The 19,716-nt window shown below is 37.4% G+C and carries 19 protein-coding genes and 1 other RNA gene; 16 read left to right on the forward strand and 4 right to left on the reverse strand.

Annotated features, from left to right (window positions below; translation table 11 throughout):
* Positions 1–13: 13 nt before the first annotated feature.
* The 3 genes from tpiA to eno are packed head-to-tail and all read left to right on the forward strand — an operon-like array spanning position 14 to position 3,621.
* Positions 14–769, forward strand: a complete 756-nt coding sequence (gene tpiA, locus ACQKNR_RS12880) for a triose-phosphate isomerase (RefSeq protein ID WP_001231042.1) — start codon at positions 14–16, stop codon at positions 767–769.
* Positions 766–2,295, forward strand: coding sequence for a 2,3-bisphosphoglycerate-independent phosphoglycerate mutase (gene gpmI / locus ACQKNR_RS12885; protein ID WP_427318271.1), 1,530 nt, complete (start codon positions 766–768; stop codon positions 2,293–2,295). The genes tpiA and gpmI overlap by 4 nt, the downstream gene beginning before the upstream one ends.
* 30 nt (positions 2,296–2,325) lie before the next feature.
* The gene (gene eno, locus ACQKNR_RS12890; protein ID WP_000103953.1) at positions 2,326–3,621 is read left to right on the forward strand and encodes a phosphopyruvate hydratase; all 1,296 of its coding nucleotides are present in this window, start codon (positions 2,326–2,328) and stop codon (positions 3,619–3,621) included.
* Positions 3,622–3,823: 202 nt separating this feature from the next.
* Here eno and ACQKNR_RS12895 read toward each other — a convergent pair whose 3' ends face one another.
* Positions 3,824–4,774: a nucleoside hydrolase gene (locus ACQKNR_RS12895; protein ID WP_427318272.1), complete on the reverse strand. Its 951-nt coding sequence runs from the start codon at positions 4,772–4,774 to the stop codon at positions 3,824–3,826.
* Between the two features lie 284 nt (positions 4,775–5,058).
* Here ACQKNR_RS12895 and ACQKNR_RS12900 point away from each other — a divergent pair, with 284 nt between their 5' ends.
* The 7 genes from ACQKNR_RS12900 (at position 5,059) to ssrA (ending at position 10,965) form a co-directional block, all read left to right on the forward strand.
* Positions 5,059–5,427 (forward strand): CidA/LrgA family holin-like protein, encoded by a 369-nt coding sequence (locus ACQKNR_RS12900; RefSeq protein WP_427318273.1) that lies wholly within the window; start codon positions 5,059–5,061, stop codon positions 5,425–5,427.
* Positions 5,424–6,116, forward strand: coding sequence for an LrgB family protein (locus ACQKNR_RS12905; RefSeq protein ID WP_427318274.1), 693 nt, complete (start codon positions 5,424–5,426; stop codon positions 6,114–6,116). Before ACQKNR_RS12900 ends, ACQKNR_RS12905 begins: the two co-directional genes overlap by 4 nt.
* A 95-nt stretch (positions 6,117–6,211) precedes the next feature.
* A complete protein-coding gene (secG, locus tag ACQKNR_RS12910; protein WP_002174164.1) occupies positions 6,212–6,445 on the forward strand; it encodes a preprotein translocase subunit SecG in 234 nt (77 codons plus the stop codon).
* Between the two features lie 162 nt (positions 6,446–6,607).
* Entirely contained in the window at positions 6,608–7,348 is a 741-nt protein-coding gene (gene estA, locus ACQKNR_RS12915; protein ID WP_427318436.1) for a carboxylesterase, read from the forward strand.
* 142 nt (positions 7,349–7,490) lie between these two features.
* Positions 7,491–9,893: a ribonuclease R gene (gene rnr, locus ACQKNR_RS12920; RefSeq protein ID WP_427318275.1), complete on the forward strand. Its 2,403-nt coding sequence runs from the start codon at positions 7,491–7,493 to the stop codon at positions 9,891–9,893.
* A 124-nt stretch (positions 9,894–10,017) separates the two neighbouring features.
* Positions 10,018–10,485 carry an SsrA-binding protein gene (gene smpB, locus ACQKNR_RS12925; protein ID WP_042980803.1) on the forward strand — a complete coding sequence of 156 codons (468 nt, stop codon included), beginning with the start codon at positions 10,018–10,020 and terminating at the stop codon, positions 10,483–10,485.
* Positions 10,486–10,610: 125 nt separating this feature from the next.
* Positions 10,611–10,965: a transfer-messenger RNA gene (gene ssrA / locus ACQKNR_RS12930) on the forward strand.
* 295 nt (positions 10,966–11,260) lie between these two features.
* Here ssrA and fabF read toward each other — a convergent pair.
* Complete coding sequence (gene fabF, locus ACQKNR_RS12935; RefSeq protein ID WP_427318276.1) at positions 11,261–12,496, reverse strand: beta-ketoacyl-ACP synthase II; 1,236 nt, start codon at positions 12,494–12,496, stop codon at positions 11,261–11,263.
* Positions 12,497–12,618: 122 nt separating this feature from the next.
* On the opposite strand from fabF, the gene ACQKNR_RS12940 reads away from it, so the two are divergent.
* On the forward strand, positions 12,619–13,470 hold the full coding sequence (locus ACQKNR_RS12940; RefSeq protein ID WP_427318277.1) for a helix-turn-helix transcriptional regulator: 852 nt from the start codon (positions 12,619–12,621) through the stop codon (positions 13,468–13,470).
* A gap of 454 nt (positions 13,471–13,924) precedes the next feature.
* A complete protein-coding gene (locus tag ACQKNR_RS12945) occupies positions 13,925–14,200 on the forward strand; it encodes a hypothetical protein (protein WP_427318278.1) in 276 nt (91 codons plus the stop codon).
* A gap of 311 nt (positions 14,201–14,511) precedes the next feature.
* Here the strand turns inward: ACQKNR_RS12945 and ACQKNR_RS12950 are convergent, their stop codons facing one another.
* Complete coding sequence (locus ACQKNR_RS12950; protein WP_427318279.1) at positions 14,512–15,129, reverse strand: TetR/AcrR family transcriptional regulator; 618 nt, start codon at positions 15,127–15,129, stop codon at positions 14,512–14,514.
* A 225-nt stretch (positions 15,130–15,354) separates the two neighbouring features.
* Between ACQKNR_RS12950 and ACQKNR_RS12955 the strand changes: the two genes are divergently transcribed.
* Positions 15,355–16,086, forward strand: coding sequence for an ABC transporter ATP-binding protein (locus ACQKNR_RS12955; RefSeq protein ID WP_427318280.1), 732 nt, complete (start codon positions 15,355–15,357; stop codon positions 16,084–16,086).
* Positions 16,083–17,111, forward strand: coding sequence for an ABC transporter permease (locus ACQKNR_RS12960; RefSeq protein WP_427318281.1), 1,029 nt, complete (start codon positions 16,083–16,085; stop codon positions 17,109–17,111). Before ACQKNR_RS12955 ends, ACQKNR_RS12960 begins: the two co-directional genes overlap by 4 nt.
* Positions 17,112–17,462: 351 nt before the next feature.
* On the opposite strand, the gene ACQKNR_RS12965 is transcribed toward ACQKNR_RS12960, so the two are convergent.
* A complete protein-coding gene (locus ACQKNR_RS12965) occupies positions 17,463–17,936 on the reverse strand; it encodes a MarR family winged helix-turn-helix transcriptional regulator (protein WP_427318282.1) in 474 nt (157 codons plus the stop codon).
* Between the two features lie 510 nt (positions 17,937–18,446).
* Here ACQKNR_RS12965 and ACQKNR_RS12970 point away from each other — a divergent pair.
* Both ACQKNR_RS12970 and ACQKNR_RS12975 read left to right on the forward strand, forming a co-directional pair.
* The gene (locus tag ACQKNR_RS12970) at positions 18,447–18,764 is read left to right on the forward strand and encodes a winged helix-turn-helix transcriptional regulator (RefSeq protein ID WP_113734813.1); all 318 of its coding nucleotides are present in this window, start codon (positions 18,447–18,449) and stop codon (positions 18,762–18,764) included.
* Positions 18,765–18,939: 175 nt separating this feature from the next.
* A complete protein-coding gene (locus ACQKNR_RS12975) occupies positions 18,940–19,575 on the forward strand; it encodes an FMN-dependent NADH-azoreductase (protein ID WP_427318283.1) in 636 nt (211 codons plus the stop codon).
* Positions 19,576–19,716 lie beyond the last annotated feature (141 nt).

Here is a 19,716-nt window from a genome sequence, read left to right on the forward strand (position 1 = left end):
GACGGTGCAAAGCATGCGTAAACCAATTATCGCAGGTAACTGGAAAATGAATAAAACTCTATCTGAAGCAGTTAGCTTCGTAGAGGAAGTTAAAGGTCAAATCCCAGCAGCTTCAGCTGTTGATGCAGTAGTTTGCTCTCCAGCTCTATTCTTAGAGCGCTTAGTAGCAGCAACTGAAGGAACTGACTTACAAGTAGGTGCACAAAACATGCACTTCGAAAAAAATGGTGCATTCACTGGCGAAATTAGCCCAGTAGCACTTAGCGACTTAAAAGTAGGCTACGTAGTACTTGGCCACTCTGAGCGTCGTGAAATGTTTGCTGAAACAGACGAATCAGTAAACAAAAAGACTCTTGCAGCATTTGAGCATGGTTTAACACCAATCGTATGTTGTGGTGAGACTTTAGAAGAGCGCGAAAGCGGAAAAACATTTGATCTAGTAGCAGGTCAAGTGACAAAAGCACTTGCAGGTTTAACAGAAGAGCAAGTTAAAGCAACTGTTATCGCTTATGAGCCAATCTGGGCTATCGGTACAGGTAAATCTTCTTCTTCTGCAGATGCAAACGAAGTATGTGCGCACATCCGTAAAGTTGTTGCAGAAGCTGTTTCTCCAGAAGCTGCAGAAGCTGTTCGTATTCAATACGGCGGTAGCGTAAAACCAGAAAACATTAAAGAGTACATGGCACAATCTGACATCGACGGCGCTTTAGTTGGCGGTGCTAGCTTAGAGCCTGCTTCGTTCTTAGGTCTTCTGGGGGCGGTAAAATGAGAAAGCCAACAGCTTTAATTATTCTTGATGGTTTCGGACTTCGTGAAGAAACTTACGGGAATGCTGTAGCACAAGCTAAGAAACCTAACTTTGATGGTTACTGGAACAAATTCCCTCACACAACGCTTACAGCTTGTGGTGAAGCGGTAGGTCTTCCAGAAGGTCAAATGGGTAACTCTGAGGTTGGTCACTTAAATATCGGTGCTGGCCGCGTAGTATATCAAAGTTTAACACGCGTAAACGTTGCAATTCGTGAAGGTGAGTTCGACAAGAACGAAACTTTCCAAAATGCAATTAAAAGCGTAAAAGAAAAAGGTACTGCACTTCATTTATTTGGTTTACTTTCTGATGGTGGTGTGCACAGTCACATGAACCACATGTTTGCTCTTCTTCGCTTAGCAGCAAAAGAAGGCGTGGAGAAAGTTTATATCCATGCGTTCTTAGACGGCCGCGATGTTGGACCACAAACAGCAAAAGGTTATATCGATGCAACAAATGAAGTAATTAAAGAAACAGGAGTAGGACAATTCGCGACTATCTCTGGTCGTTATTACTCCATGGACCGTGACAAGCGTTGGGATCGCGTAGAAAAATGTTACCGTGCTATGGTGAATGGTGAAGGCCCTACTTATAAATCAGCAGAAGAGTGTGTAGAAGACTCTTATGCAAATGGTATCTACGATGAATTCGTATTGCCGTCTGTAATTGTTAACGAAGATGACACGCCAGTTGCAACAATCAATGATGATGATGCAGTTATCTTCTATAACTTCCGTCCAGACCGTGCAATTCAAATTGCTCGTGTATTTACAAACGAAGACTTCCGTGAGTTCGATCGTGGTGAAAAAGTACCTCACATTCCTGAATTCGTTTGTATGACACACTTCAGTGAAACGGTAGATGGTTATGTGGCATTCAAGCCAATGAACCTTGATAACACTTTAGGTGAAGTTGTTGCGCAAGCGGGATTAAAGCAACTTCGCATCGCGGAAACTGAAAAGTATCCGCACGTTACATTCTTCTTTAGCGGTGGTCGTGAGGCTGAATTCCCAGGAGAAGAGCGTATCTTAATTAACTCACCGAAGGTTGCAACGTATGACTTGAAACCTGAAATGAGCATTTACGAAGTAACGGACGCTTTAGTAAATGAAATCGAAAATGATAAACATGACGTTATCATTCTTAACTTTGCGAACTGTGATATGGTTGGCCATTCTGGGATGATGGAACCAACAATTAAAGCAGTAGAAGCAACTGACGAATGTTTAGGAAAAGTTGTAGAAGCGATTCTTGCAAAAGATGGTGTAGCACTTATTACTGCTGACCATGGTAATGCTGATCAGGAGTTAACTGCTGATGGTGGACCAATGACAGCTCATACAACTAATCCGGTTCCTTTCATCGTTACAAAAAATGATGTAGAGCTTCGTGAAGGTGGTATTTTAGGAGATATCGCCCCAACAATGCTTACGCTTTTAAATGTGGAACAACCGAAAGAAATGACAGGTAAAACAATTATTAAATAATTTGCTTATATAAAAAGGAGAGAATTTATTATGTCAACAATTATTGATGTTTATGCTCGCGAAGTCCTTGACTCTCGTGGTAACCCAACTGTAGAAGTAGAAGTTTACACAGAAAGCGGCGCTTTCGGACGCGCTATCGTACCAAGTGGTGCATCTACTGGTGAACACGAAGCAGTAGAATTACGTGACGGTGACAAATCTCGTTACCTTGGTAAAGGTGTTGTTAACGCAGTAAACAACGTTAACGAAATTATCGCTCCAGAAATCGCTGGTTTCGATGTAACTGACCAAGCTGGTATCGACCGTGCTATGATCGAATTAGATGGCACTCCAAACAAAGGTAAACTAGGCGCTAACGCTATCCTTGGTGTATCTATGGCAGTAGCTCACGCAGCAGCTGACTTCGTAGGTCTTCCATTATACCGTTACCTTGGTGGATTCAATGCAAAACAATTACCAACTCCAATGATGAACATCATCAACGGTGGTTCTCACGCTGATAACAACGTAGACTTCCAAGAGTTCATGATCTTACCAGTTGGTGCTCCAACATTCAAAGAATCAATCCGTATGGGTGCTGAAGTATTCCATGCACTTAAAGCTGTATTACATGACAAAGGTCTTAACACTGCGGTAGGTGACGAAGGTGGATTCGCTCCAAACCTTGGTTCTAACCGTGAAGCATTAGAAGTAATCATCGAAGCTATCGAAAAAGCTGGTTACAAAGCTGGCGAGAATGTATTCTTAGGAATGGACGTTGCTTCTTCTGAGTTCTACAACAAAGAAACTGGTAAATATGACCTTGCAGGCGAAGGCCGTACTGGCTTAACTTCTGCAGAAATGGTTGATTTCTACGAAGAGCTTTGCAAAGACTTCCCAATCATCTCTATCGAAGATGGTTTAGACGAAAACGACTGGGATGGTCACAAATTATTAACTGAGCGTATCGGTGATAAAGTACAATTAGTTGGTGACGACTTATTCGTAACTAACACTCAAAAACTTGCTGAAGGTATCGAAAAAGGTATCTCTAACTCAATCTTAATTAAAGTTAACCAAATCGGTACTTTAACTGAGACTTTCGAAGCTATCGAAATGGCTAAACGTGCTGGTTACACAGCAGTTGTATCTCACCGTTCTGGTGAAACTGAAGATGCTACAATCGCTGACATCGCAGTTGCAACTAACGCTGGCCAAATCAAAACTGGTTCTATGAGCCGTACTGACCGTATTGCTAAGTACAACCAATTATTACGCATCGAAGACGAACTAGGCGAAATCGCTGTTTACGATGGTGTAAAATCTTTCTACAATATCAAACGATAATTATAGAAAATAACGACAGACCGTGAGAAATCACGGTCTGTTTTTTTATCCCGCTATTAACGGGCAGTAAGACTCCCGCCTTAAATTTTCGCAAATACGAGAGGCAGTTAGGTGGGAGATCAACTGCCCGTAAAAGCCCGATTGGTTCAACTAATAATTAGTGGGGATGAAAAAAAACCACTAATTAAAGTTTCACTTTATGCTAAAATTCTTCACCTGTCATAAGTGTCATGAAATGTTTAAAGAAATGGTTATAATCAAAATCAATTGCTATTTGATGACTCGGCCAATCAATAAATGGATTCGGCTCTCCTAAAGATCGAAATTCTCCACTGCTTGCTCCCTGTGCATAGGATTCCGTCATGACAACAATAGGTGACTTATGATAAGTAAACATAGCGTTATCAAATAAAGCGAGTATTGGCATTGTGTCATGAAAGGGGCTTCCCTTTAAATCCGGTAAGGCATCTTTATAATAGCCGTAGTAATAATGATCGAATAACGGTTTGACAAGTGGGGCTTTTCCTTTTGCTTCAATGTATTCGGCCATTTCTGGTGTAATGATGGAATATTGGGTGACGTTTAATGGGTATATGTACATGTTAGCTGCGGATTGAAGGACTATATTAGCGGCAGTAGGATCCCCATAAAAGTTTTCTTCTGAAATGGGGGTAACATTACCGGGATGTAAAAAGGCGCCGCCCATTACGTAGTAAGAGTTAATTTGCTTCATTAACTCTTTATATACGATAAATAAAATCGCTAGAGAGGTAAGTCTTCCTAAACTTACGATGATTAATTCATCTTTATACTGTTCAATAAGAGGAATAACTTCGAAAAAATTCTCCATTTCTCCGTTAGTCGCATTCTCCTTTGGAATAATTGGTCCGAGCCCTTGTTTCCCATGTACATCTGTAAAGAAAGCAGGATGGGCACCAGTAAGGGGACGTTCTGAACTGCCGAATATCTTGATATTTCTATTCTTTATTTCGTGCTTAAGAAAATGAGCATTTTGTACGGCCATTTCTTTTGGAACATTGCCGTAATCGGCTACGATCCCAACGATTTCAATTTCATCAATAAAAAATGCAAGGAGGAGTGCTATCGTATCATCGATTCCGGGATCGCAAAAAATAAGAACTTTTTTGGGCATATGTTCACCACCTATCTTGTTTATATATATGTAAGTTAGAGGATTGCAGAATAAAAAAGTTTGTTTTCTTAAAATAGTAATGATATAAATTCAGAAAATAAAAACTTTTTATATTAGGTCAAGGTTTTTGACTTATTTTTTGTTTATAAATGCAGTCATATCAAGGTTGTAAGCGTATAACATAGGCGATTTTCCCTGTCAAATCGATAAATTGCAGCTTTTTACAATTTATACTATGATAAAGATATTAACAGAAGATCGTATAAACATGAGGGATGATGAACATGAAATTTACAAAGATTCTTGTCCAAATTGCAGCTCTTTATGTGTTTTATATGGTTGGAACTTGGGTGCAAGAAATGTTAAATATTCCGATTCCAGGAAGCTTGATTGGGATGTTTCTTTTACTTGTTTTACTTAGCCTAAAAGTACTTCCAGTGAAATGGTTTGATTTAGGAGCAGAAACACTCGTCGCTATTATGCCGTTTTTATTAATTCCGCCAACGCTTGGCCTAATGAATTACGGTGCTTTTTTTATGAGTAAAGGAATTTCTCTTTTCATTACAGTTGTAGCGAGTACGTTTTTAATTATTATTGTCGCAGGACATACAGGGCAATATCTTGCGAATAGAAAGGAAAAAGAGACACAATGAGCCAAATATTAATCGGAATTGGTTGGGTTCTTTTTACGGTGCTATTATATCAATTATCTAAAAAAATCTATAAATTATTTCCAACACCATTTACTATTCCAATGCTTGTAGCGACAGGGATAATGGCTTTCTTATTTATCGTGCTTGATATACCATATCAACATTATATGGAAAGTGGTGGTGGCTGGATTGCGAAGTTACTCGGACCAGGTGTTGTAGCATTTGCAATCCCACTTTATAAACAACGTCATGTGCTGCAAAAATATGTTGTACCAATTGCTGGTGGGGTATTAGTAGGTACAACAGTTGCGATTGCAAGTGATTTCGCTATTGCTTCACTTATGGGAACAGATAAAAGTTTAATTTTATCTTCATTACCAAAATCAGTGACAATGCCGGTTGCAATGAGCGTTTCTGAACAAGTTGGTGGAGTTCCATCCTTAACAGCAGCTTTCGTTGTTATTGCAGGTATTACCGGAACGATTACGGGACCAATTTTGTTAAAATGGAGCCGCGTTACAAACTCGGTTGGTAAAGGGATTGGATTTGGATGCGCTTCTCACATTATGGGTGTTATGAGAGCGATGAAAAATAACGAGCATGAAGGTGTTATTGGATCGGTAACAATGACATTAACAGCAATTTTAACATGTGTGCTTGGACCGTTATTTGCAATGATGTTTATGTAATAGAAGAAAAGCGAGAGCGACTCTATAGCTCTCGCTTTTCTATAGGATTTATGCTAACATTTAAACTAACTGAATCTTTGTAGGAGGTACGCCAAGTGCATACGTTATTATCAGTTTTACTTATTATTGTATCGATTTTAATGATTGTTATGGTACTTATGCAGTCTAGTAATAGCTCAGGCCTTTCAGGCGCTATTTCAGGTGGTGCAGAGCAATTGTTTGGTAAGCAAAAGGCACGTGGAATTGAAGCGGTATTAAACCGCATTACAGTTGTTTTAGCTGTATTATTCTTCGTACTAACAATTGGTGTTACGTACTTCAATTTATAGAATTGAAAAGAAGAAGCGTTAGTGAATGGTACTAATGGTTCTTCTTTTTTATTTTGCTATTTGAAAAAAGTTTCTAATTAGATTCTGGAAATATAAATATGGTACACTAAGATATAGAAAGAATACGACTAGATTACAGAAGAGAAAGAGGAGAAGTACATGATGAAATTAGCATCTCCGAAACCATTTACATTTGAAGGTGGAGACCGCGCTGTTTTATTACTACATGGATTCACAGGAAACTCAGCTGATGTACGCATGTTAGGGCGTTTCTTAGAAAAGAAAGGCTACACTTGTCATGCGCCAATTTATAAAGGACACGGTGTACCACCAGAAGAGCTTGTTCATACAGGTCCTGAAGATTGGTGGCAAGACGTAACGGAGGCATATCAGCTTTTAAAAGATAAAGGATTTGAGAAAATTGCTGTTGTTGGTTTATCGCTAGGCGGAGTATTTTCTTTAAAATTAGCATATACAATACCTGTTTTAGGTGTGGTACCAATGTGTGCACCGATGTATATTAAGAGTGAAGAAACGATGTACCAAGGTATATTGGCATATGCCCGCGAATATAAAAAGCGTGAGCAAAAATCACCAGAGCAAATCGAACAAGAAATGTTGGAATTCCAAAAGACACCGATGAATACATTAAAAGCATTACAAGGGCTAATTGCTGACGTACGTAATAATGTTGATATGATTTATGCACCAACATTTGTTGTACAAGCACGTCATGACGAAATGATTAATACAGATAGTGCTAACATTATTTATAACGGTGTAGAATCTACGCTAAAAGACATTAAATGGTATGAAGACTCTACGCATGTCATTACACTTGATAAACAACGTGACGAGCTACATGAGGATGTATATAACTTCTTGGAGCAACTAGATTGGTAAGATCTAGTTGCCTCTTTTTTTCATAAGGAATTTTTTGTGAAAACTGTAAAAATCATTAGGGGAGTATTAAAGTTTCGCTTTATACATCCCTTATCTTTCGGATACACTAAATAATATAAGGTTTTAAAGGAGGTATTTTTGCTTGGAAGAAATCATACAAGAACATATTGATAAGTTATTATTATTTATGAGAGAAGAAGCGTATAAACCGTTAACGATACAAGAGTTAGAAGAGGCATTTGGAATTGAAGGTTCTGAAGGCTTTAAAGATTTTGTAAAGGCACTTGTAATGATGGAAGAGAAGGGACTTGTTGTTCGTACACGTAGCAATCGCTATGGTCTTCCAGAAAAAATGAACTTAGTGCGCGGTAAGTTAATTGGTCATGCGCGTGGATTTGCTTTCGTCGTGCCAGAAGAGAAGAAAACGGGAGACGATGATCTTTTTATCCCGCCTACAGAATTAAACGGTGCACTTCATGGTGATACCGTACTAGCACGTGTTAGTTCCCAATCGAGCGGTTCACGTCAAGAAGGTACAATTGTACGTATTTTAGAGCGCGGGACGAAAGAACTAGTTGGTACATATACAGAATCAAAAAACTTCGGATTTGTTATACCTGACAATAAACGCTGGACAAGTGACATTTTCATATTGAAAAGTGCATCAATGGGTGCTGTAGAAGGTCATAAAGTAGTTGTGAAAATTACGAGCTATCCAGAGAACCGTTTAAGCGCAGAAGGTGAAGTTATTCAAATTTTAGGTCATAAAAATGATCCAGGAGTAGATATTTTATCTGTTATCCATAAACATCATTTACCTTTAGCATTCCCTGAAGAAGTGATGGAGCACGCAAACAGTGTACCAGAAACGATTTCAGAAGAAGATTTAAAAGATCGCCGCGATTTACGTGACCAAATGATTGTAACGATTGACGGTGCAGACGCAAAAGATTTAGATGACGCTGTTACAGTGACAAAGCTTGAGAACGGTAACTACAAGCTTGGGGTCCATATTGCGGATGTAAGTCATTACGTTCAAGAAGGTTCTCCGATTGATGTTGAAGCAGCGGAAAGAGCGACGAGTGTATACCTTGTTGACCGTGTAATTCCGATGATTCCGCATCGTCTATCTAACGGTATTTGTTCATTAAATCCGAAAGTAGACCGTCTGACACTATCTTGTGAAATGGAAATCAACAATTTAGGTGATGTTGTAAAACATGAGATTTTCCAAAGTGTTATTAAAACGACAGAGCGTATGACGTATGCTGACGTAAGAAGCATTTTAGAAGATGAGGACGAAGAGCTAATTAAGCGTTATGAGCCGTTAGTGCCGATGTTTAAAGAGATGGCGCAACTAGCACAAATTTTACGTGAAAAACGTATGCGCCGCGGTGCAATCGACTTTGACTTTAAAGAAGCAAAAGTATTAGTAGATGAAGAAGGAAAACCGACTGATGTTGTCATGCGTGATCGTTCTGTATCAGAGAAGTTAATTGAAGAATTTATGCTTGTTGCGAACGAAACAGTAGCAGAGCACTTCCACTGGATGAACGTACCATTCATGTACCGTGTCCATGAAGATCCGAAAGAGGATAAGCTAGAGCGTTTCTTCGAGTTTGTAACAAACTTCGGATACGCAGTAAAAGGACGTGCGAATGAAGTACATCCTCGTGCGTTACAACAAATTCTTGAAATGGTTCAAGGACAGCCAGAAGAAGTAGTCATTTCAACAGTTATGCTTCGTTCAATGAAGCAAGCACGTTACGATGCGGACAGCCTAGGACATTTCGGTTTATCAACTGAGTTCTACACGCATTTCACATCGCCAATTCGTCGTTACCCAGATACGATTGTTCATAGATTGATTCGTGAATACATCATTAACGGTAAAGTTGATAACGAAACACAAGCGAAATGGCGTGAAAAATTGCCTGAGATTGCAGAGCACTCTTCTAATATGGAACGCCGTGCTGTTGAAGCAGAGCGTGAAACAGACGAGCTGAAAAAAGCAGAATATATGCTTGATAAGATCGGTGAAGAGTATGACGGTATGATTAGCTCTGTAACAAACTTCGGTTTATTCGTAGAGCTTCCAAATACAATTGAAGGTCTTGTACATGTTAGCTACTTAACGGATGATTACTACCGTTATGATGAGCAGCATTTCGCAATGATTGGAGAACGTACAGGTAACGTATTCCGCATTGGTGACGAAATTACAATTCGCGTTATTAACGTAAACAAAGATGAGCGCGCAATCGACTTTGAAATCGTTGGCATGAAAGGCACACCTCGTCGTAAGTTCAAAGATCGTCCAGTCGTTATCGAACAGCCGAGAACAGGTAGAAAGAAACGCGGTGGACGTAGCGAGCGTAGTAATGAGCGCGGTGGTGAACGAGGCACAGGAAGAAAATTCGATCGTGGCGGCCAAGGTAAAGGTGCATCCGGACGTACAGGTAAAAAGGATGGAAACGGCAAAAAGAAAAAGCCATTCTTCGAAAATGTACCAGGATTTAAGAAGAAAAAGAAAAAGCGTAAGTAAGAAAAGAGTGGCTTCGCTTTGATGAAAAGCGGGGCCTTTTTCTTTTTTTGTTGGTTTAAGAGCGAGCCACTTCCGCTTTTTGTTCACATTTGTTACAATAGTAAAAATAGAGGAGGGACGTTATATGCCAAAAGGTACAGGTAAGGTTATTGCACAAAATAAAAAAGCATTTCATGATTATTTCATCGAAGAAACATACGAAGCAGGGCTTGTCCTTCAAGGAACGGAAATTAAGTCGATTCGCGCTGGACGCGTGAACTTGAAAGATGCGTTTGCACGTGTACATAATGGTGAAGTATGGGTTCATAATATGCATATTAGTACGTACGAACAAGGGAATCGTTTCAACCATGATCCACTTCGTACGAGAAAATTACTTCTTCATAAAAAAGAAATTGAGAAGTTAACGGGAGCTGCAAAAGAAACAGGATATGCATTAGTTCCACTTAGAATCTATTTAAAAAATGGATTTGCAAAAATGGCTCTTGGTTTAGCAAAAGGTAAGAAACAATATGATAAACGTCACGATTTAAAAGAGAAAGAAGCTAAACGTGAAATTGCACGCGCGTTCCGTGATCGTCAAAAGATGTAATACAGATTTTTACATTTGTAAAACGGCGCGCGTATGTTATAATAACTTATGTAAGATTGTTGCACATTGAAAAACAGCTCTTAGTAGCTATCACGATATTTCTTCGTATGCTCCATTTTTATCATGGGGACGTTACGGATTCGACAGGGATAGTTCGAGCTTAGGTTGCGAGTCGAGGGGATCGGCCTCGTTAAAACGTCAAAGCCTATAATTGGCAAACAAAACAATCTTTCTTTAGCTGCTTAATTGCACTAAAGGTTCCTCCCTCCATCGTCCATGTGGTAGGGTAAGGGACTCAAACTAAGTGGACTACGCCGGAGTTCGCCGTCTGAGGACAAAGGAAGAGAACAACCAGACTAGCAACTTGGAAGCCTGTCGATAGGCCGAAGAGTTCGCGAAATGCTAATATATCGACTACACTCGTAGAAGCTTAAGTGCCGATATTTTTGGACGTGGGTTCGACTCCCACCGTCTCCACCAATACATATTTGGTGGTTTTTTTATTTTGTGTGATATGAACCATAAGTTTGCCGGAACGGCAAGTTTATGGTTCTTTTTGTTTGTGGCAAACTTATGCTTCCGGTAATTTTGATGTTTTTGAATTAAAGTTAAGAAGGAATTCTTCAACCTTGGTACCAAAAATCACCTATTATGAGCTCATAAAAGATTTTAATTGAGGATTTAAAACAAAGTTAAACCATCTATATGTGGACTTTTGATAATGTAGGATTTTTTCTTATTAAGCAAACGGTCAGATTGACGAGAGAAAGTTTATTCACTCGTATTTCTTTAAAACAATAGCTGCATTATGGCCCCCGAAACCAAATGAGTTAGATAGACCTATATTTATTTTTACTTGGCGAGCAACAGACGGTACGTAATCTAGATCACATAGTGGATCAGGATTTTCTAAGTTAATTGTTGGAGGAACTATCTCTTCCTTTAGGCTCATTGCTAAAGCAATTGCTTCAACTCCACCAGCTGCCCCTAACATATGACCAAACATAGATTTATTAGCTGTTACTGGAATCTGATAAGCTTGTTTTCCAAATAACTGCTTAATAGCCATCGTTTCAGAGATGTCACCCACCTTTGTACTTGTTGCATGGGCACTAATAACATCAACTTTTTCAGGTGATATATTGGCATTTTTTAAAGCTGATCTCATTGCAAGATAGGCACCTTTACCTTCCGGATGTGTAGCTACGATATGATGTGCGTCTGAACTTGCGCCATATCCAATGACTTCTGCATAAATCTTTGCCCCTCTACGTAAAGCATGAGATAAAGATTCTAAGATTAGAATTCCAGCTCCTTCTGACATGACAAATCCATCTCGATTTTCATCAAATGGACGACTAGCTTTAGTGGGATTATCGTTTCTTGTTGATAATGCTGTAGCGTTACCAAAGCTTGCTATTGATAAGTCTGTTATAGCTGACTCTGTTCCACCCGCAAATATAACGTCAGCTTCTCCAGAACGAATTAGTCTAAAGGCTTCTCCGATAGCTGTATTTCCAATTGCACAAGCAGAAACAGGTGACATAGAAGGTCCCATCGCATTCCACTTGATACTAATTTGGGCAGCAGCAGCATTAGACATTATGGCAGGTACTAGAGTTGGGCTGACTCTTCTTGGCCCCTTCTGCCTAAGCGCATCCACATTTTCAATCAAGGTTTCAATCCCTCCGATACCTGAACCTACGTATACGCCTAACCTTTCTACATCTATACGATCAAGATCTAACTTAGAATCTGACCAAGCTTGTTCAGCTGCAGCCAAAGCAAATTGGGAAAAACGATCTAAACGTCTTGCTTCTTTCTTTCCTAAAACATCATCTGCATCAAAATCTTGGACGATACCCGCAATTTTTGTTTTATGATTGGTAACATCGAAAGTATCGATATTGACTATACCAGATTCCCCTTTAATTAGATTGTTCCAAAATGTTTTGATGTCGTTTCCTATAGGAGAAACTACTCCCATACCAGTAATCACAACTCTTTCCACTTTGCATTCCCTCCAATCAATAATATACTTGTATTTTACAGTCATTTTATCCTATTACCAGGGGGGATTTATCCTAGTATAACCACTACTAGGATAAATTGATAAGATAAGGAGTTTTAAAAATGAATAATAAAACAAGGCTTGAAGCTCTGTCGGCATTCTTAAAAGCTAAGCGCGCCCAAATTAGTCCAGAGTCTATTGGTTTGCCTGCCGGAACCCGGAGAAGAACACCTGGGTTACGAAGAGAGGAAGTTGCACAGTTAGCAGGTGTAAGCACCACTTGGTATACATGGCTAGAGCAAGGAAGAGATATAAAGGTTTCTACAATCGTACTTGATTGTATTTCTAAAGCTTTGCAATTAAATAATGATGAAACAGACTACTTATATGACCTGGCATTAGAAATAAATTCAGAAATTACAAGTCAAAAAAAGGATCAATCAAAGCTTAGCCCTTCTTTAATACGAATACTAGATGAATTAACATATTGTCCGACTATCATTACGGATCGACATTGCCATATTGTGGGCTGGAATCCTGCAGCTGCTTATGTTTTTTTAGATTTTGAACAAATACCGAATGATCAAAGAAATTTGATTCGTTTAGTGTTCACTAGAAAAGAATTAAAAGCATTGGCCGTCAATTGGGAGCATTTTGTGAAAGGTTTTCTTGCTATTTTCCGTACCTATTATGGACGCTATTTAGACGATGAATGGTACAGCCAGTTTATTAAAGAAATGAGTCATTCACATTCAGAATTCCAGGATTTATGGCAAGAAAGTCAAGTGAGTAAGGCTCCAGACATGATAATTGAATTCAGACATGCTAAAGCAGGCAAAATGTTGTTTAATTTAACTTCTCTTCAAGTTCAAGGTGATATGGATTTACGGTGCAGCATCTATACGCCAGTAGGAGAAACAGATACAGAAAATAAATTAAAGCGATTAATGAAGAGGGTTTCCGCTGAAAATTAATAAAGTAAGTTCATTACATTAGCAAAATGATACTGATTACTGAACAAAGTCATTATTCCTTATGGGAAAAAGAGTTAACTTTACTGTTGCCTTTTTGTTCTATAGGTGGATGGCGTTAGTTGAAGGAAAATAAGCTAATTTGTATTCGGATTTCTATTTTGGGTCTTCCATTATAGGGTACTTTAATGGAGGAAGGATCATAGAAATGAACAGAATTTTTTATAAAAGAATGATTCAATTAAATAAATTCAGAGCGTGTTTTGATCTAAAACACGCTCTTTCTTTTTGCTCGTTTATCAAGATTATTAGTACCAACTTGACCAAACATTATTTCAAAGCTGCATTAATAAAACACACAGCAAGCTTATGCTTCCATTTTCTTTGGACAATTAGATAAATATCTTCTAAAATAAGCGATTTCTGGAAAGTTTATGCTTCCAAATGCGGCAAACTTATGAGTAAAGTGACATTGTGTATAACAAGAAGCATAAGATGGCCGCTCCGGTCAACTTATGCTTTTTATGGAAAGAAAACTATAACTAAAGAAATGCTATATACATATGCAATGCCTGTTAATGCTTTGAAGATGTTGATTGAGGAAATTGAGCAAGGTGAGGATTTATTTGAAGAGAATGAAAAAGATAGGATGGGTTTATTATATAAGATAGGGTTAAAGGCCAGGGGAAAAGAAAAAAGATGCAACCTAAAAAAGTGGCGTAGGAAGGCGTAAGTCGAAGCGAGATCCAGTAGGAAAACAAGAATATCTAGAGGGATAAAGATATGTATATATCAAGACAGTGCCCAGCTAGTTATTTATATTCCCTAGAGCCTATGAATGTTGGAACCCCTATGGTGGAATGCTTAATGAGCTATCTTGAAAGGTTAGCTTTAGCACATAGTTTTAAGCTAACAACACTAAGAAATTTAGATGTGTAAGGTTATTCATTGAATCGTTTTTATCCCCCTTTCAGGGTAGTTTAATAGACATATGAACACAAAAGGACAGTACTCCCCAGTTAGGTACTGTCCTTTTCCTTCCACTTATTTTTTCAACCCTGCTGCAAATAAAGGACCATTTATAGTCATGGTGGATAAAATATGAGCCATCTCTTGTGGAGATTCCTTACTATCACTATTCAGCCATTGCTGTATGACACCTATATGTGCCGAAGCAACATAGGAAATTAAGTATTCAGCAGGAACTAAGAAATTTTCCTGCTTAATGAGTGGATTTTTGTTACTTTCAAACAGTGTTTTCCATACGAATTTTTTTAATTTTGTTTGAAATGATAAATCTCCTTTTGGTCCTAATATGGCTTTCATAAATCTTCTATTTCGGTCTATATGTTCAAAAATGGAAACAAGAATAGTAAGGGGAATAGTCATTGGAAAATTAGTCCCCTGTTCGGTGATGATGTTTGGAACGTTCTCTAATATCATCGCAGCCATTTCTTGCATGAATTCTTCCTCGCATTTGTCGATTAAGTCATATTTATCCTGATAATGAGCATAAAAGGTTCCACGATTGATTTTTGCCCTGGTTGTAATGTCTTTAACCGTAAGTACCTCTAAACCTTTTTCTTCTATCAATTCCACTAACGCATCTCGGATAGATTCTTTTGTACGAATGACTCGTGAATCCATTTTTACATCTCGCATTATATTCCCTCCTATTTTTTCCAACACATTTAAAAAATGTGTTGGATATACGACACAATCATCATATCTGTTTATTGAGAAGTGAATTATCTATATTATAATAGGGAAGTATAATAAAAAAACAACACGTTGTTCATTTTGTTAAAGTTGAAAGGAATTCATATTAACCTATTTAATAATAAACATGAGTTGTTATTGCTCATCATTTAGAGGGGGGAAAATAAGATGGATATTCAAGTCTCAAATGTCAGTAAAAGTTTTGATCAAAAGCAGGTCATTAAGGATATAACGTTTATGATTCCGTCTGGAGAAATATGTTGTTTGCTTGGACCTTCTGGTTCGGGGAAAACAACGATGATTCGACTGATGATAGGAGCAATTGTTGCAGATAAAGGAAACGTTCATTTTGCTGACGTGCAAATGCCTAATATGAACATGTTAAAAAAAATAGGATTTATGCCGCAAAATGATGCTTTGTATGATGACCTATCTGCGGAAGCCAATTTACGTTTTTTTGGAGGACTTTATCATTTGGATAAAAGCAAATTGGAAAAGCGTATTGATGAAGTCCTTGGATTAGTTGATTTAACGGAGCATAGAAAGAAATTGGTAAAGAACTTTTCTGGTGGTATGAAAAAACGTCTTTCACTTGCGGCTTCTATTTTGCATCACCCCGAAGTATTATTCTTAGATGAACCGACAGTAGGAATTGATCCTGTGCTTCGTCGTACGATTTGGGACCAATTTCAGACAATCAAAAAATCAGGAACAACTATCATTGTTTCAACACATGTTATGGACGAAGTAACGGAGTGTGATAAAGCTGCCCTTATTTATAATGGTTCCTTGATTGAATATGATAGTGTGAAAAGTCTACTTGAAAAAACCGAAACAGGTCGAGTTGAAGAACTGTTCTTAATTGCCTCAAGAAAAATGGAAGGCGGTGTTGCAAAATGATGAATTTAGCCAAACGTGTAATCCTTCAAACGTTAAATGACAAACGAAGTGTCGCGATGATTCTAGTTGCACCACTATTTGCTTTAACGTTAATTTACTTCTTACTCGGTAATTCAAATTATGTACCAACAGTCGGTATTAATAAAAATACAATGCCAGCACCTCTAGTAACAGCATTAAAGGAACAAGATGTAAAGGTTGTAGAAGTCTCAAACAACGATTCCCAACATGCGAAACAATATTTGAAGGACCATCAAGATGTGGATGCGATTTTTACCCTATCAGAAAGTTCGAGTATGAGTATCACGATGTATGAGCCTTCTTCTAAAGGTTCAAAGGCAGTAGCTGAGATTCAAAAGGCGATGACTTCCTTAAATCCTTCAGCAAAAGTAAATATGTCCTATGTTTATGGGGCTCAAGACGAATCAACATTTGATTCCCTCGGATATGTGTTTCTTGGTCTATTTTCATTCCTTTTAGTATTTATCATTTCTGGAATGGCACTTGTAAGAGAACGTAGTGGCGGAACTTTAGAAAGATTATTGATGACGCCAATCAAACGAGGAGAAGTCATTCTTGGTTATACAATCGGGTACGGCGTGTTTGCGGTTATTCAAGCTATTCTCATTGTTCTCTATTCTGTTTATGTGCTGAAATTAGCTTCAGTAGGGAATATTGGCTGGATTTTGGTTGCTATGGTTTTATTAGCAGTAACAGCGGTTTCGTTTGGTGCGATGATTTCCGTATTTGCTAGTTCAGAACTACAAGTCGTCCAGATGATACCTTTTACTATTATTCCACAAGTGTTCTTTTCAGGGTTGATCCCATTAGATTTGATTCCCTATCATCTAGGAAATCTGTGTTACATTATGCCAGTTTATTATGGTGTAGCGGCAATTAAAGGTGTGATGGTTTATGGGGATGGTTTCCCTCAAATTTGGGGCTATCTACTTGGGTTAGTCGTATATGCACTTCTATTGTATGTAATCAACACACGAGCATTGAAAAAATACAGAACTCTTTAATATTCTTGCTAAAAGTTGCAACGTTTTAGCCTTTTAATTAAAGAGTTTTAAGTGAATTTTGATCCATCCTTTTCAAAGTATATTCATTTTATTTATCATAAAATATAAGCTTGTAAAGTAGTTCTGACTATACTTTATTTTAAAGCTATAATCTTTATTTATATTGATTTCGTTTTTATTACCTATTCATTTTTATTTTGGAATCCTGCCCTATTGCCGTGAGGCTAAAAAGAGCGAGTTACTCCAAAACGATAAAAACAAGCAAAATGCACAAAACTTTTGTTATAGGGGTATTATAGGATCTTAACTTGATGGGCATGCATCAAGTTAAGATCTTGAGGTACTCTATATTTACCAGACAGGTCTCAACTTCAATGGTAAATTACCTTCATTTGCTTCATAAACTAATTTTGTTAAATCTTCCTTTAGCATTTGCATGCGTTCCGCACCTATGTTTTCAATCCAGCGCGCCTCAATCTCAGTTAGTATCTTTTCTTTTGCTTGCACTACTAACCAACCTCGTTCAGTCAAAACGATAATTTTCCCTCTCTTATCAGTGGGATGAGTTTTACGCATTACATACCCACTTTTCTCTAGATAATCCACCATTTTACTTACAGCTTGCTTTGTAATTCCTAAATATTCAGCTAGTTCTATACCTGTTGCTCCATTAGGAGTGATGTATTTAAACATAAAACCATGTATAGGTCTAATATCTCCAAATCCCAATTCACTCAATCTGTCATGTAGTTCATTAATCGATGTACTAAAGGATAATGACAAAAGTGATGTAAGATCTAATTCACTAAATCCTTGATGATTCATACATAGGACCTCCTTGAAAAAAAGTCAATTAAGTTGACTTTAATTTTACTACAAACGGCATAATCAATCAAGTTAACTATGTAGTTTTGGTTATGAAAGAAATATGCCTCACTTAAAGCAACGCATTATTTATAAAATTTCTTTGATAAATAGTAATAGAACTCGAATATTCAAAAACTTAACAACAGTATTACACAAGGTAACCATTAGTAAGTTGGCTCGCTTTATGTAACCGCGATACCCTTATGGTAATTGTACGTCAAGAAATATTTACTCACATAAAAACTCAATAAAATTACATATTAATTAAGAAATAACAGGATGAAAATATCGATTTTTTTTAAAAAATTTCCTCATCACAAAAATATACAGGTTACTTTAAATATCCAATTAATTATAAATTCCTACTAAAATAAAGGAATTGTTATATTTATTTGATATAATTTATGTGATTACAATACATGTACGGAGAATAAAAGATTACAAATCATCTATATGGAGGTATGAGAAATGGATGAACAACGAGACATAGGACCTAAAATAGAAAAAAGCTTTGAATTAATAGGGAAAAGATGGACAGGACTAATTATTTATGTACTTATGAGTGGTCCTAAACGTTTTAGTGAGATTCATTCAATGATTCCAGATTTAAGTAAACGTATGCTCACAGAAAGAATGAAAGAACTTGAGGATAACGATATGGTAGTACGACATGTGACCGCGGAACGCCCTGTACGAATAGAGTATTTACTAACAAAAAAAGGAACAGAATTAGGAAGAATTCTTGGGCCAATTAGTCAATGGGCTGAAAGCTGGATAAAAGAGTAAATAAAAAGGTCCTTTCAAATACGTAAATCAAACACATATTAAGACAAGAAGAAGTGCAATTCCCTAAAAAATATAGTCAATCAATTCAATAAGTAGACAATTCATATTAAAAAAATTACACTGTTTCATATTAAAGTAATAACTGACCTCATTTTAGAAAGGCAGGAAGAAACAAATGGCAAATCTTCTTTATATTACAGCGCATCCATTTGACGATACCGAATCATACAGTATGGCAGTTGGAAAAGAATTTATTAAATCCTATAAAGAATTAAACCCTTATGATGAAGTTGTTCATCTTGATTTATACAAAGCGGATATTCCATATCTTGATGCTGATGTATTTAATGGATGGAAGAAACTTAGATCTGGCATGCCTTTACATGAATTAACACCTATTGAAATATCAAAAGTAGGACGTCTAGCTGAATTAGGCGGACAATTTGTATTAGCTGACAAGTATGTATTCGTTACTCCAATGTGGAATTTCTCTATTCCAGCCATTTTAAAAACATATCTTGACGCTGTGGCTGTATCAGGAAAAACATTTAAGTATACAAAAGAAGGGGCGGTAGGATTATTAACAGGTAAAAAAGCATTGCACATTCAAGCACGTGGCGATATTTATTCTGAAGGACCAGAAGCACGTAAAGAGATGGGACATCGGTATTTAGAGGTTATGATGGAATTCTTTGGAACTTCTTTCTTTGAAGGGATATTTGTCGAAGGACATAACAAATTTCCAGAACAGGCTGAAGAAATTAAGGAAAAAGCTATTATTAGAGCTAAAGAAGTTGCTAAAAATTTTTAAATATTTCAATCTGAAAACTCTCCTAGGTTTTTCTTCACTTACCTTGTATCTAATGTATCCTACAATATTATCTCGCTCTATAGTATTGTGTACATCAACTTAATCCACCAAAATAATTTTCAGTCGTTTAATCAGATCATT

The organism is Bacillus sp. NPDC094077 (genome assembly GCF_050279465.1).
In the GTDB taxonomy this organism is placed as follows: Bacteria; Bacillota; Bacilli; order Bacillales; family Bacillaceae_G; genus Bacillus_A.